The sequence below is a fragment of the Streptomyces sp. NPDC047017 genome (assembly GCF_040644175.1).
Taxonomy (GTDB): Bacteria; Actinomycetota; Actinomycetes; order Streptomycetales; family Streptomycetaceae; genus Streptomyces.
The window spans coordinates 25993-38467 of the sequence record NZ_JBEYVW010000023.1 but is presented as its reverse complement, the minus strand read 5'-3'; the positions used below and the strand labels follow the sequence as shown (position 1 = coordinate 38467).

Sequence of the window (12475 nt, the reverse complement as noted above, 5' to 3'; positions counted from 1 at the left end):
AGGCTCAGCCGATCTGCGCGTTCTTGGTGACGGTCACCTGGTCGATGTCGGAGGTCCGCACGGTCACGTCGACCTTCCAGTCGCCCGCCATCGGGATCTGCACCCCGTCCGCCGCCCAGTGTCCGGTGGCGATGTGGCCGGGGGCCACCGGCAGCGGGCCGACGTTCTGCGCGGCCAGGGTGAAGGCCAGCTTGACCTCGGGGATGTCGAAGGGCTGCCCGTCCGGCCGCTGGACGTAGACGTGCAGCTCGTTGGCGCCCACCCGGGCGGGGTCGATGTCGAGCCGTACGACACCCTTGCCGTTCTGGCCGCCGGTGTCGAACGGCATGTCGAGGGTGACCGCACCCGCCGACGCGGACGACGAGGAAGAAGAGGAGGACGAGGACGAGGCGGCGGCCTTGGCCTCTTCCTGGGTGCGGCCCGGTTCGGTCTGGGTCAGCACGGTGGTCACCACGAGCAGCACGACGGCGACGGCCGCCTCCGCCAGCACGGAGCGGCGCAGCCCGAACCGGTTCGGATCGGCGTCGCGCAGCCGTTTGAGCCGGGCGGAGTCCACGGCGGCCCGCTGCCGGGCGAGCTGGGCGGCCCGCCGCGCGTCACCGTCCGCCGCGCCCGCGCCAGCGTCCGCGGCGACGGTCTCCTTGCCGCGCACGAGTTCCTTCGCACGGGCCTGCCCCCCAGCACCGGCCTGCCCCCCAGCACCGGCCTGTTCCTTCGCACGGGCCGTGCCGGACGTCTTCGCGGCCACCGCATCCGACGTCTCCGCGGCCACCGCGTCCGACACCTTCGCGGCCCCCACGTCCGCCAGCCGCCCCGTCCAGCGCCGGGAGAACCACGCGAGCCCCACCATCACCGCCACCAGGCCGACCTTGACCAGCAGCAGCTGCCCGTAGCGGGTGCCGGTCAGCGCGGACCAGGAGCCGAGCTGGCGCCAGGACTGGTAGGTGCCGGTGGCGACGAGCGTGGCGACCGAGCCGAAGGCGACCCGGGAGAAACGGCGTACGGCGTCGGACTCGACCGGGGTGCCGGCGGGCGCCCGGTACAGCGCCACCAGGAGGGCGACGAGCCCGCCGAGCCAGGCGGCGACGGCCAGCAGGTGCAGGACGTCGACCGGCATCGCGATGCCCGGCTGCAGGCCCACCGAGGCGTGCTCGGCCATCGCCCAGCTCGCCGCGAGCCCGGCGGCGACGACGGTACCGCCGATGGCCAGCCCGAAGGTCAGGTCCCGTTTCTCCTCGTCCGCCCGCTTCTCGTACGCCCCGAAGAGCACCGCGACGAAGAGCGCCGCCGCGGCGAGCAGCAGCAGCCGGGAGACGAGGGCCGCGCCCGACTTGGTCTGGAGCACCTGCCCGAGCAGGTTCAGGTCGACGATGTCCCCGAGCTTGCCGGAGGTGGTGTACGCGCCGCGCAGGAGCAGCAGCGTCAGGGTGGCCGCGGTGAGCGCCACCCAGCCGGAGACGACGAGCCGCTGCACGGCCCGCACCCCGGCCCCGCGCCGCCAGCAGGCCAGCACGAAGGCGGCACCGCCGGCCAGCACGATGAACCCGGCGTACGACACGTACCGGCCGATCCCGTAGAGCAGGCCGACCGTGCCGCCGCCCACCTCCTGGCCGCCGTCCGCCACGACCGAGGTCTTGGAGGGCGCGCCGATCGAGAAGGTGTAGGCGCCGCCGACGGGATGGCTGTCGGCCGAGATCACCTGATAGGCGACGGTGTAGGTGCCCTTGGCCAGGCCGCCGCGCAGCCGCACGGCATAGGTGGAGCCGCTGACACCGGCCGGCTTCCCGGCGTCGACGCGCTTGCCCTGCGGATCGAGCACCCGTACCGAGTCGTCGTTCATGGCGACCTGCTCGGAGAAGGTCAGCGAGACCTGGGTCGGGGCCTTGGCGACCACCGCCCCCTGCCGGGGGTCGCTGCCGAGCAGCGCGGCATGCGCGGAGGCGGGCCCGGCGCCGGCCAGCAGCGCGCCGGCGACGGCCAGGAACAGCAGTACCAGGGTCCGCGGGCGGGGGGCGGTGGTCCGCGTCAAGGTGGTCCCTCCCTCAGTGTCCGGTCGCGGGGTTGTACGTGGCGGACTTCACCGGCATCTCGACCTTGATGTCACCGGACGTGGCGAAGTGCAGCTCGACCAGGACCGTCTGGCCCTGCTCGGGCTTGCGCTTGAGCATGTCGAACATCAGGTGGTCACCCCCTGTCCTGAACACCAGCCGGCCGTGTGCGGGGACGGCGAGCCGGTCGACCTCCCGCATCGCCCCGCCGGTGGTCTCGTGCACGGTGACCGAGCCGGCGGCGGCGCTGGTGACCGAGGTCAGCTCGTCCTGCGCACCGCCCTTGTTGGTGATGGTCAGGAAGCCGGCCGCCATCGAGTCCGAGACCGGCTGGGGCATGTAGGCGGCGCTGACGGACAGTTCGGGACCGCCGCCCTCGGAACCCGAGGCGGACCCGCCGCACCCGGTCAGCAGCAGGGCGCCCGTCACGGCCCCCGCGGTCACTATGGCTCCCGCTGTCCGGCGCCTCACGGGTTCTCTCCCTTGATGAGCTTGGGCAGGTCCTTGGTGTAGTCGTCGACGGAGGCGTTCTCGCCGTAGACGACGTACCCGGTGTTGTTCTTCGGCGAGAAGGCGACCACCTGCGCGCCGTGCACCGAGACCAGCTTGCCGTTCTTGTCCTTCTTCGTCGGTTCGACGGTGATGCCGATGCTGCGCGCGCCGGCCTCGATGGTGGCGAAGCCGCCGGTCAGGCCGATGAACTGCGGGTCGATGCCCTTGAGCCACTTGCCCAGCTCGGCAGGCGTGTCGCGGCCCGGGTCGGTGGTGACGAACACGACCCGCAGCTTGTCCTGCTCGGCCTTGGGCAGTGCCTGCTTGGCGACCGCGAGGTTGTTCATCGTCAGCGGGCAGACGTCGGGGCAGTGGGTGTAGCCGAAGTAGATGAGCGTGGGCCGGCCCGCGGTCTCGGCGCGGAGGTCGTACTTCTTGCCGTGGGTGTCGGTGAGGACCAGATCCGGCTTCTCGTACGGCTGGTCGAGCACCGTCGCGGCCCGCTGCGCGGTGTCCTCGGAGACCACGGCGGCGGGCTTCTCGCTGTCGCCGCTGCCGCTGCCGCAGGCGGAGAGGGTCATCGTGGCGGCGGCGAGCAGGGCGGCCGCGGCGAACGTCTTCTTGCGCATAGGAAAATGTCCCAGATGTGAGAACTGCGGCGCGCACCGGGCCGTACGCGAGCGGCGTACGGACCCGGTGCGCGGCGCGGACGGGCAGGTCAGGCGGCGGTCCGCCGGCGTCCGGCGAACACGCCGAACGCCACGCCCGCCGCGCCGACGACGATGCCCACGACGCCGAGGACCCGGGCGGTGGTGTCGCTGCCGCTCTTGGCGGCGGCGGTGTTCTCGGCGGCGGGCTTCGCGCCGGCGGCGGTGTTCTGGGCCGCGGCGCCGGTGCCGGCGGCCGCGGTCAGCTGCAGGGTGGGCGCCGGGTTCTCCGGCTCGTCCTGGCCCTTCTGCGGGACCTCGATCCAGCGGACGACCTCCTTGTCGGAGTACGTCTGCAGGGCCTTGAAGACGAGCTGGTCGGTGTCCTGGGGCAGCGCGCCGATCGAGAGCGGGAACTTCTCGAAGTAGCCCGGCTGGACGCCCTTGCCGTCGGTGGCGGTCCAGGTGACCTTGGTGACGGCCTCGGAGATCTTCTCGCCGTGCGTCTCCAGCGGCTTGGCCAGCTTGGACTTGGTGACGTCGATCTTCCAGCCGTCGATCGGCTGCGGCATCACCGAGGCGAGCGGGTGGTCGGCGGGGAAGTTGACCTCCAGCCGGGTGGTGGAGGCGTTGTCGCGCTCGTTGGGGACCTTGAAGTCGACGACGGCGTAGCCGCCCTTGGCCGCGGCCCCCTCCGGCTGCACGGTGACGTGCGCGAACGCGGGGACGGACACGGCGAGGACGGCCGTGCCCGCGAGGGCGCCGACGGTGGCGAGACGAGAGGTCCTGCGGCTGATGGCCTTCATGACGAAGAGCACTCCACTTCGAGTGAGTCCGGGGGGCCGGCGACCGGGTGATCCGGTGGTCCGGCGCGATCCGGTGGGTCCGGTGACAGGGAGGGGCGCGTGCGCCGGGGCGCCCGCGGGGGCGGACATCCGGCGACGGGCACGCGCGTGTGCCGCACGACGGCGGCCGCTGCCTCCGGCGGGCCGCTCGGGCCGAGTCCGGTGGAGTGCTGGTCGCGTCGTGTCAGGCGGCGAGGGCGAGGGCGGCGGCCGGCGGGCCGCGGCGGATCACCGTGTGCTGGAGCGCGACGGTGGCGGGCGCCAGGGGCGCGGAGCCGGCGGCGCGCACGAAGCGCGGTCCCGTCCCGGGCGCCGTGGGCAGTCCCGCGCACAGCGCGCACATCAGGGCGAGCGCCCCGCGCAGCGAGCGTACGAGCGCCCCCTCGGCGACCCCGTGCGCGGACAGTTCGATCAGCCGCAGCAGGGCGAGGTCGCCGCGGCGCAGCAGCCAGCCCGCGACGAGCGCGGCCAGCACATGGCCGAGCAGCATCGGCAGGGACGGCAGCAGCGCCAACCACGAGCCGGAGCCGGACAGGGTGTCCGCCGGGTGGGCGGCGGCCGCGTCCGGGGCGGGACCGGAGTACAGGTGCGCGTCGGTGAGGATCCGGAACGCCTGGGACGGGCTGATCGCCGCCGCGGTGGTGCCGCACACGTACCGCGCGGCCTGTTCCACCAGCGCGGCGTCGGTCAGCGGGTGCCCGGCGGAACCCGCCGGCCCCACGGCCGCCATCGACCCCACGGAACCCGCCGGTCCCCAGGACCCCAGGGAGCCCGCCGAACCTATGGAACCCACAGGGCCCGCGGAGCCCATGGCACCCGCAGGGCCCATGGCACCCATCGGCCCCATGGACATCGCCCCGGACCCCATGCCCGCCATGCCGTGCTGCCCCAGCCCGAAGAGCGTGTGCAGGACGGTCTGGCCGACCGCGAGCAGCGTCGCGATCCCGGGCAGGGAGCGGGCCCGCCCGGCGAGCGGGACGACGACGAGGAGTGCCCCCAGGAATCCCACGCCCAGCGTCCACAGCGGGACGGCGGCGCACGAGCCCAGCGTGTGCCCGGCCGCGGCCAGCACGACGCAGACCGCGGCGAACACCGCGGCCCGCAGCAGCCTGAGATCGCGTCCGGCGCGTGCCGTGCGCGGGTGGGGGGCAGTCATGGCGCGCTCATCATCGCACTGGGCTCCCGCCCGCCGTGCGGCAGGTCCGCAAGATGCGGTACGCCCGGAAGGTCACCTTCCGTCCCTGGACGGCGCGCATACACCGATTCCGTTCCGGCCGCATCCGCCGATCGGAGGTTCCGGTGGCGACTCGGTGCTTACGGCCGGACACGCCGGGCAATACGTAACGGTATGTCGACCCGCGGCCGGGAGGCTGGAGCATGAGCATCTGGTGGTCACTCCATCTGCGGCGTGACGCCGCGAGCGTGCCGCTCGCCCGGCGGCTGCTGCTCGGCGCGATGGAGACCGCGGGCGTCGACCCCGACATCTCCTACGACCTGTCCGTCGCCCTCAGCGAGGCGTGCGCGAACGCCGTCGAGCACGGCGGGGACGCCGGTTCCCCCGCGGCGTACCGCGTCACCGCCTACCTCGACGGGGAGACGTGCCGGATCGAGGTGGCCGACGCCGGCCCCGGTTTCCCGGGCGGCGGCCGCCGGGTGCCGGTGCGCGTCCCGCACGCCGAGGCCGAGCACGGCCGCGGCCTGTGCCTCATCCGGGAACTCGCCGACCACGTCCACATCGGCGACGGACCGGGGCGCCGCGGCGCGGTGGTCAGCTTCGACAAGATCCTCAAGTGGCGCACGGGCGCACCGCTGATGGCGGTCTAGCGGCGCTCACCGAAGCGCCCCTCACGCCCCCTCCAGCACCTTCGCCAGCACGTCCAGCGCCTCCGGGTACACCCGCTCCCGGGGCGTGCCGTACCCGACGACCAGCCCCCGCGGCCGTCCCGCGCCGGGTGTGTGCCAGTGGTCGCCGAGGCGGCCGAGCGCCAGGCCCTCCGCCGCCGCGCGGGCCAGTACGTCGTCCTCGTCGTCGACGTCGATCAGCGCGTGCAGCCCGGCCGCGATCCCGCGGACGCGCCGGTGTGCGCCCAGCCGGTCCAGGAGCTGGTCGCGGCGGCGCCGGTAGCGCAGCCGGCAGGCGCGGACGTGCCGGTCGTAGGCGTGGCTGTCGACGAGTTCGGCGAGCGCGAGCTGCCCGATGGTCTCGGTGTGGTGGTCGCTGTGCAGCTTGGCGTCGGCCACCGCGTCCACCAGCCGCGGCGGCAGCACCATCCAGCCCAGCCGCAGCGCCGGGCCGAGGGTCTTGGAGGCCGTGCCCAGATAGGCGACCTGATGCGGGGCCATGCCCTGGAGCGCGCCGACGGGCTGGCGGTCGTAGCGGAACTCGCCGTCGTAGTCGTCCTCGACGATCAGGGCGCCGTGCGCGCGGGCCCAGTCGGTCAGCGCGCGCCGTCGCTCGGGGTGCAGGGTCACGCCGGTCGGGTACTGGTGCGCGGGCGTGACCACGACGGCCCGCGCCTCCTGGTCCGGCACGCGCACGCCCCGCTCGTCGACCCGGACCGGCACCACCTGGCCGCCGTTGCGCCGCACCACCTCCCGGTGGAAGGGCAGCCCGGGGTCCTCCATGGCGACCGCGCCGCCGTCCAGCACCCGCGTGAGCAGGGCCAGCCCCTGCACGTACCCGGAGGTGACGACGATCCGCTCGGGCGGCGCGATCACCCCGCGCGCCCGGCCCAGATAGCCCGACAGCGCGGTGCGCAGTTCGACGCGGCCGCGCGGGTCGCCGTAGTCGTACGCCAGGGAGGGCGCCGTCGCGATGGCCCGGCGCAGCGCCCGCAGCCAGGCCGCCGCCGGGAACGCGCCCACGTCCGGGCTGCCGGGCCGCAGGTCGAACCGGGGCGCACGCGCGCGTGCCGCCGCTCCGGGCTCCTCCGCCGCGACGGTGGGCAGTGCGGCGACCCGGGTCCCGGAGCCCTGCCGGGCCGTCAGATACCCCTCGGCCACGAGCTGGTCGTAGGCCGCCTTGGCGGTGCCGCGCGAGATGCCCAGCTCGCAGGCCAGGCGCCGGGTCGCCGGCAGTCGGGTCCCGGGCGTCAGCCGCCCCTCGCGCACGGCGTCCCTGAGCGCCTTCTCCAGGCCGGCCCGGCGGCCGGCCGCCGCGTCCGGTTCCAGATGCAGGTCCACCCCGACCCCGGACCAGAAGTCGTCCACGTCCACGAAACCCTCCCCCTGGGCATGTGTACGGCCGGGCACCGCCCAGGCACCCGGCCGCTCCTTGCGTATCAGCCCTTCAGGGCCGCCATCCACGCCTCGACCTCGTCCGACCGGCGCGGCAGCCCGGCGGACAGGTTCCGGTTGCCGTCCTCGGTGACCAGGATGTCGTCCTCGATGCGGACCCCGATGCCGCGGTACTCCGCGGGGACCGTCAGGTCGTCGGCCTGGAAGTACAGGCCCGGCTCGACGGTGAGGACCATGCCCGGCTCCAGCGTGCCGTCCACGTACGTCTCGGTGCGCGCGACGGCGCAGTCGTGGACGTCCAGGCCGAGCATGTGGCCGGTGCCGTGCAGGGTCCAGCGGCGCTGCAGGCCCAGTTCGAGCACCCGCTCGACCGGGCCCTCGGCCAGGCCCCACTCCACGAGCTTCTCGGCCAGCACGCGCTGCGCGGCGTCGTGGAAGTCGCGGTACTTGGCGCCCGGCCGCACCGCCGCGATGCCGGCCTCCTGGGCCTCGTACACGGCGTCGTAGATCTTCTTCTGGAGTTCGCTGTACGTGCCGCCCACCGGCAGGGTGCGCGTGACGTCCGCGGTGTAGAGGGAGTGCGTCTCCACGCCGGCGTCGAGCAGCAGCAGGTCGCCGGAGCGGACCGGGCCGTCGTTGCGCACCCAGTGCAGCGTGCAGGCGTGCGGGCCGGCGGCGGCGATGGTGCCGTAGCCGACGTCGTTGCCCTCCACGCGCGCGCGGAGGAAGAACGTTCCCTCGATGTAGCGCTCGCTGGTCGCCTCGGCCCGGTCGAGGACCTTCACCACGTCCTCGAAGCCGCGCACGGTGGAGTCGACGGCCTTCTGCAGCTCGCCGACCTCGAAGTCGTCCTTGACCAGGCGGGCCTCGGAGAGGAAGACGCGCAGCTCCTCGTCGCGCTCGGCGGTGACCTTGTCGGTCAGCGCGGCCTCGATGCCGGCGTCGTGGCCGCGCACCACGCGGACCGGACCGGTGGCCGCGCGCAGCTTCTCCGCCAGCTCGCGCACATCGGCGGCCGGGATGCCGTACAGCGCCTCGGACTCGGCCAGGGAGTGGCGGCGGCCGACCCACAGCTCGCCCTGCCCGTCCAGCCAGAACTCGCCGTTCTCCCGGTCGGAGCGGGGCAGCAGGTAGATCGTCTCCCGGTGGCCGTCCGCGGCGGGCTCCAGGACCAGCACGCCGTCCTCGGCCTGGTCGCCGGTGAGGTAGGCGTACTCGACCGAGGCGCGGAAGGCGTACTCGGTGTCGTTGGAGCGGGTCCTCAGGTTGCCCGCGGGGATCACCAGGCGCTCACCGGGGAAGCGGGCGGACAGCGCGGCGCGGCGGCGGGCGGTGTGCTCCGCCTGCTCGACCGGCCGGAGGTCACGCAGCTCCGTGTCGGCCCAGCCGGACTTCATGCTCTCGGCCAGCTCGTCGGACACGCCCGCGTACAGGCCGTTCTTGCGCTGCTTGATCGGCTCTTCCTCGGCAGTCTCCGGGGTCGCCGGCTGCTCCTCCGCCACGGTCTTCCTCCTCGATACGGCACTGGACCACCCCCATCGTACGGTCGTACGGAAGGGGCCCTGGGGGCCGTGGGCGGAAGGTCCGCGGGCTACTCGAAGCGGGCCGCGAGCAGCACCACGTCCTCCGTGCCGCCGGTCACGTCCAGGCCGTCGGGCAGGACCGTGCGCAGCACGTGGTCGGCGACGGCGGCGGGGTCGTGGCGCACCGCGCGCGGGACGCCCGCCGCGGCCGCGTGCAGCCGGGCGAAGGCGCGGTCGACGCTGTCGCCGGCGCGGTGCAGCAGCCCGTCGGTGTAGAGCAGCACCGTTTCGCCTGCGCTCACCTGGAACTCCGCACTGGGCGCCTCCCAACAGGCGAGCATGCCCAGCGGCGCGGACACCGAGGTCTCCACGAACTCGGTGCGCCGCTCGCCGGTCAGCAGCGGCGGGCAGTGCCCGGCGCCGGCCAGGGTGATCCGGCGCAGCGCGGGCTCGCAGTAGGCGAACAGCGCGGTGGCGGACCGGGCCGGCTCGGTCAGCCGCAGCAGCAGTTCCAGGTCGGAGAGGACGGCGACGGGGTCCTCGCCCTCCATCACCGCGTACGCCCGCAGCGACGCCCGCAGCCGGCCGGTCGCGGCGACCGCGCCGGGCCCGGTGCCGGTGACCGAGCCGACCGCCAGGCCGAGCGCGGCCTCGGGCAGCGGCAGCGCGTCGTACCAGTCGCCGCCGCCGCGCGGGCCGGTGCGGTGCCGGGCGGCGAGCTGCACGCCGGGGACCCGGGGCAGCCGGGAGGGCAGCAGCTCCTCGTACATCGTCGCCATGCACGCGCGCGTGCGCTCCGTCTCCAGCAGGCGCGCGAGGTGCTCGGTGGCGAAGCGGACGTAGAGGCCGGCGAGATGGCGCCGGCGTGCGTCCGGCTGCGCGGGCTCGTCGTAGAGCCACAGCGCGGCGCCGAGCCGTCCGGCGGCCTCGGTGGACAGGGGCAGCGCGTAGCCGGCGGCGTAGCCGAGGCGGGCGGCGACCTCGCGGTGGCGGGGGTCGAGGCCGTCCTCGGCGAACAGGTCCGGGTGGACCGACTCGCCCTCGCCGCCGGGCGGTCCGGCGGTGGCCTCCAGGAGGGCGCCGTGGGGCATCGCGCCGCGCGGCACGGTCTCGATGTGGCCGAGGTCGGCGTGGGCGAGGCCGAGGCCGACGGTGGTGTCGGGGCCGAGCCCGTCGCCGGGTTCCAGTACGACGAGACCGCGCCGGGCGCCCACGAGGGCGGCACCGGCGCGCAGCAGTTCCTTCAGGGCGGCGTCGAGCCCGCTGGTGCGGGCCAGGCGTTCGGTCAGCTCGTGCAGGGTGGTGAGGTCGGACACCCAGCCGGCGAGCCGGTCCTGCAGCACGGCTCCCGGCGGGTGGGCGGGGTGCGGGGAGTGCGCGCCGTTCGGGGCGGCGGCCGGTGGGGCGCCAGGGGCTGCGGGTGCGGGCGCGACAGTGTGTGCGGGTGAGGGAACCGTTGAATCGATTCCAGCCACTTTCGGAGGGTGCGGGGCGTTCATGGCGTCCGGCTTTCCGACCGGTGCGTACTGCTCAAAAGCATCGCGAACCCCCATGTCCTTCTGCGCCGCCGGCAGTGTCTCCACATGTACACGCACTCGTGAGGGGATGTCCAGCATTGTCCTGCCGGTATTCCTGGTGTCAGCGAGTCCGGCGAGGTCTTGCGCCAGACCTCTTGCGCCACAACGAAGTTGGCTTGAAACTGCCTCGGGTAACGGCTTATTGCGGTCGACTGGGTTTGCTCCACAGAGCGTCACAGCGGTCGTGATGGGTACGTACTCGGAGAAGGCCAGGGGTGGTTGGCAGCCACCCGGAACCTGGCGACGGACCCGGGCGTCCTATCCACCGACGGCCGTGCCCCATCCTCGCGTGACGGCGGCGGGGAGCAGAACGCGCGACAGCGAAACGCCAGGCTCCGCCACCCCACGCCACGTCCATGCTCTTGTCCGAAGCGGCAGGGGCGGGGCTGCCGCGGAAGCAGCCCGATGCCCGGCCCGGAGGGGCCCCCGTGCCCGAAGGCACGGGTGTGATGCGCCATCAGGTACGCACAGTGAAGTGATCGGCACATGATGTTGTGATGTGGTCCACGTGTTGCCAGCGGTGCAACGGAAAGGACGAGCGCTCATGCGCGAGATCCCCGGAAGGCGACGCAGGCTCCTGTCCCGGCGCGGCGGCGGGGGGCCCGAGCCGATCGGCTCGGCCCTGACCATCGCCGCCCGCTGGCAGTGGCCGGTACTCCCGGGCGTGGCGCCCGACCCGCACCGGCCCGGCCGCTGCGGCTGCCCCGACCCGGACTGCACGGTGCCCGGCGCACACCCGTTCGATCCCGGTCTCCTCGCGGCCACCACGAACGCCCGGATGGTGCGCTGGTGGTGGACCAACCGGCCCACCGCGCCGATCGTCCTGGCCACCGGCGGCACCGCCCCCTGCGCGGTGAGCCTGCCGGCCCTCGCCGCCGCCCGCGCCCTCCACGCCCTCGACCGGGCAGGACTGCGGCTCGGCCCGGTCGTCGCCTCGCCCGCGCGCTGGGCGATCCTGGTGCGCCCGTACTCCATGGAGCAGCTCGGCGAACTCCTCTACGCCAAGGACTTCGTGCCCGGCTCGCTCCGCTTCCACGGCGAGGGCGGCTATCTCGCGCTGCCGCCCTCCGAGACCGGCACCGGACCGGTCCGCTGGGAACGCGCGCCGCTGCCCGGCTCCGCCGCGCCCTGGGTGCCCGACGTGGAGGCCGTGGTGGACGCCGTCGTGGACGCCCTCACTCGTACGGGTGTGAGCGCGCCCGAGTTGTAGGGGCGCCGGGGCGCGCCGGGACCGGGCGCCCGTTTCGCTCGTTATCGTCCCCTTATGCTGCGTGATCCCGAGGGACCTGGAAGCGGAGACGGCCACGGAAGCGGGCCCGAGGACCGGACGCCGCCGCCCGGGCGGCCGGACCCCCGGCGCGTGCGGCTGCTGGCCCTCATGGGCATCGTCGTGTGCGCCGTCGTACTGCCGCTGGCCGTGGCGTCCGCGGGCCAGGTCGGCGACCGCGGCGACGCGCCCTCCGCGCCGCGCGCCCTGCCGCGCGGCGACGACAAACTGCCGTCTGCGGCGCCCGGCGGCTCCCGCTCCCCCTCCCTGCTCGGCCTGGGCCTGGCCACCGCCGCCCGATGCGGCCCGCAGGTCTCCTCGCCCGCAGGCGTCGAGGCGCAGACCTGTGTACTGACCCAGGGCGCGGACACCTGGGCGCGCACCTACTACCGCGACACGACCGGCGGACCGCTGGACGCCGCCCTCACCCTCATGGGCCCCGGCGACCGCACCGTGCGGACGCACTGCGCCCTGGACGGCGACGACGAGCCGGGGATGTGCGAGACGCCCCGGGAGCACACCCGGGGGGCACCGGCGGACTACACGGCCGTCGCGGAGTTCGCGGGACGCGCCGGGCACGGACCGCTGTTGCTGCGCTCGGGGAGCAACTCCCCTGCGGAGACGGACGGTTGACGTGCGGGTGCGCTCGGTGAGCGGCGATGCACATGGAAAGACCCGGTTGCTGGCGACGGGGGATGCACCAGCAACCGGGCTACTGGAACGGTAACAAGAGATCCGCGGTTCGCAAATTCGAACTCGGCTTTCCGGTCACCGCCAAGGCTGCTTTTCCGGTCACCGACTGATCTGCAAGGAACGGGAGTTGACATCTGGAGGCTCCT

The 12475-nt window shown here is 74.2% G+C and carries 11 protein-coding genes; 3 read left to right on the top strand and 8 right to left on the bottom strand.

The window, feature by feature from the left end; translation table 11 throughout:
• Positions 1–4: 4 nt before the first annotated feature.
• The 5 genes from ABZ858_RS31200 to ABZ858_RS31180 all read right to left on the bottom strand — a co-directional run bounded on the left by ABZ858_RS31200 (position 5) and on the right by ABZ858_RS31180 (position 5188).
• Positions 5–2029 carry a copper resistance protein CopC gene (locus tag ABZ858_RS31200; RefSeq protein ID WP_361386118.1) on the bottom strand — a complete coding sequence of 675 codons (2025 nt, stop codon included), beginning with the start codon at positions 2027–2029 and terminating at the stop codon, positions 5–7.
• Positions 2030–2042: 13 nt separating this feature from the next.
• Entirely contained in the window at positions 2043–2519 is a 477-nt protein-coding gene (locus ABZ858_RS31195) for a copper chaperone PCu(A)C (RefSeq protein WP_361386115.1), read from the bottom strand.
• Positions 2516–3169 carry an SCO family protein gene (locus tag ABZ858_RS31190; protein ID WP_361386112.1) on the bottom strand — a complete coding sequence of 218 codons (654 nt, stop codon included), beginning with the start codon at positions 3167–3169 and terminating at the stop codon, positions 2516–2518. The genes ABZ858_RS31195 and ABZ858_RS31190 overlap by 4 nt, the downstream gene beginning before the upstream one ends.
• An 89-nt stretch (positions 3170–3258) precedes the next feature.
• Positions 3259–3993, bottom strand: a complete 735-nt coding sequence (locus ABZ858_RS31185) for a YcnI family protein (RefSeq protein ID WP_361386109.1) — start codon at positions 3991–3993, stop codon at positions 3259–3261.
• Between the two features lie 223 nt (positions 3994–4216).
• Positions 4217–5188, bottom strand: a complete 972-nt coding sequence (locus tag ABZ858_RS31180; protein WP_361386106.1) for a hypothetical protein — start codon at positions 5186–5188, stop codon at positions 4217–4219.
• Between the two features lie 221 nt (positions 5189–5409).
• Here ABZ858_RS31180 and ABZ858_RS31175 point away from each other — a divergent pair, with 221 nt between their 5' ends.
• Complete coding sequence (locus ABZ858_RS31175; RefSeq protein ID WP_361386102.1) at positions 5410–5856, top strand: ATP-binding protein; 447 nt, start codon at positions 5410–5412, stop codon at positions 5854–5856.
• Positions 5857–5877: 21 nt separating this feature from the next.
• On the opposite strand, the gene ABZ858_RS31170 is transcribed toward ABZ858_RS31175, so the two are convergent.
• The 3 genes from ABZ858_RS31170 to ABZ858_RS31160 all read right to left on the bottom strand — a co-directional run bounded on the left by ABZ858_RS31170 (position 5878) and on the right by ABZ858_RS31160 (position 10408).
• Positions 5878–7242 carry a PLP-dependent aminotransferase family protein gene (locus ABZ858_RS31170; protein ID WP_361386413.1) on the bottom strand — a complete coding sequence of 455 codons (1365 nt, stop codon included), beginning with the start codon at positions 7240–7242 and terminating at the stop codon, positions 5878–5880.
• 71 nt (positions 7243–7313) lie between these two features.
• Positions 7314–8771: an aminopeptidase P family protein gene (locus ABZ858_RS31165; RefSeq protein ID WP_361386099.1), complete on the bottom strand. Its 1458-nt coding sequence runs from the start codon at positions 8769–8771 to the stop codon at positions 7314–7316.
• Between the two features lie 89 nt (positions 8772–8860).
• On the bottom strand, positions 8861–10408 hold the full coding sequence (locus ABZ858_RS31160) for a PP2C family protein-serine/threonine phosphatase (RefSeq protein ID WP_361386096.1): 1548 nt from the start codon (positions 10406–10408) through the stop codon (positions 8861–8863).
• Positions 10409–10913: 505 nt separating this feature from the next.
• Between ABZ858_RS31160 and ABZ858_RS31155 the strand changes: the two genes are divergently transcribed.
• Both ABZ858_RS31155 and ABZ858_RS31150 read left to right on the top strand, forming a co-directional pair.
• Positions 10914–11579: a bifunctional DNA primase/polymerase gene (locus ABZ858_RS31155; protein WP_361386093.1), complete on the top strand. Its 666-nt coding sequence runs from the start codon at positions 10914–10916 to the stop codon at positions 11577–11579.
• A gap of 168 nt (positions 11580–11747) precedes the next feature.
• Entirely contained in the window at positions 11748–12269 is a 522-nt protein-coding gene (locus ABZ858_RS31150) for a hypothetical protein (RefSeq protein WP_361386410.1), read from the top strand.
• Positions 12270–12475 lie beyond the last annotated feature (206 nt).

What these genes read in the sequence shown, in the direction of transcription:
- ABZ858_RS31155 (WP_361386093.1), top strand. Translation starts at nt 10,914, where the DNA reads ATGCGCGAGATCCCCGGAAGGCGACGCAGGCTCCTGTCCCGGCGCGGC.
- ABZ858_RS31160 (WP_361386096.1), bottom strand. Translation starts at nt 10,408, where the DNA reads ATGCTGGACATCCCCTCACGAGTGCGTGTACATGTGGAGACACTGCCG.
- ABZ858_RS31190 (WP_361386112.1), bottom strand. Translation starts at nt 3,169, where the DNA reads ATGCGCAAGAAGACGTTCGCCGCGGCCGCCCTGCTCGCCGCCGCCACG.
- ABZ858_RS31175 (WP_361386102.1), top strand. Translation starts at nt 5,410, where the DNA reads ATGAGCATCTGGTGGTCACTCCATCTGCGGCGTGACGCCGCGAGCGTG.
- ABZ858_RS31185 (WP_361386109.1), bottom strand. Translation starts at nt 3,993, where the DNA reads ATGAAGGCCATCAGCCGCAGGACCTCTCGTCTCGCCACCGTCGGCGCC.
- ABZ858_RS31180 (WP_361386106.1), bottom strand. Translation starts at nt 5,188, where the DNA reads ATGACTGCCCCCCACCCGCGCACGGCACGCGCCGGACGCGATCTCAGG.
- ABZ858_RS31150 (WP_361386410.1), top strand. Translation starts at nt 11,748, where the DNA reads ATGGGCATCGTCGTGTGCGCCGTCGTACTGCCGCTGGCCGTGGCGTCC.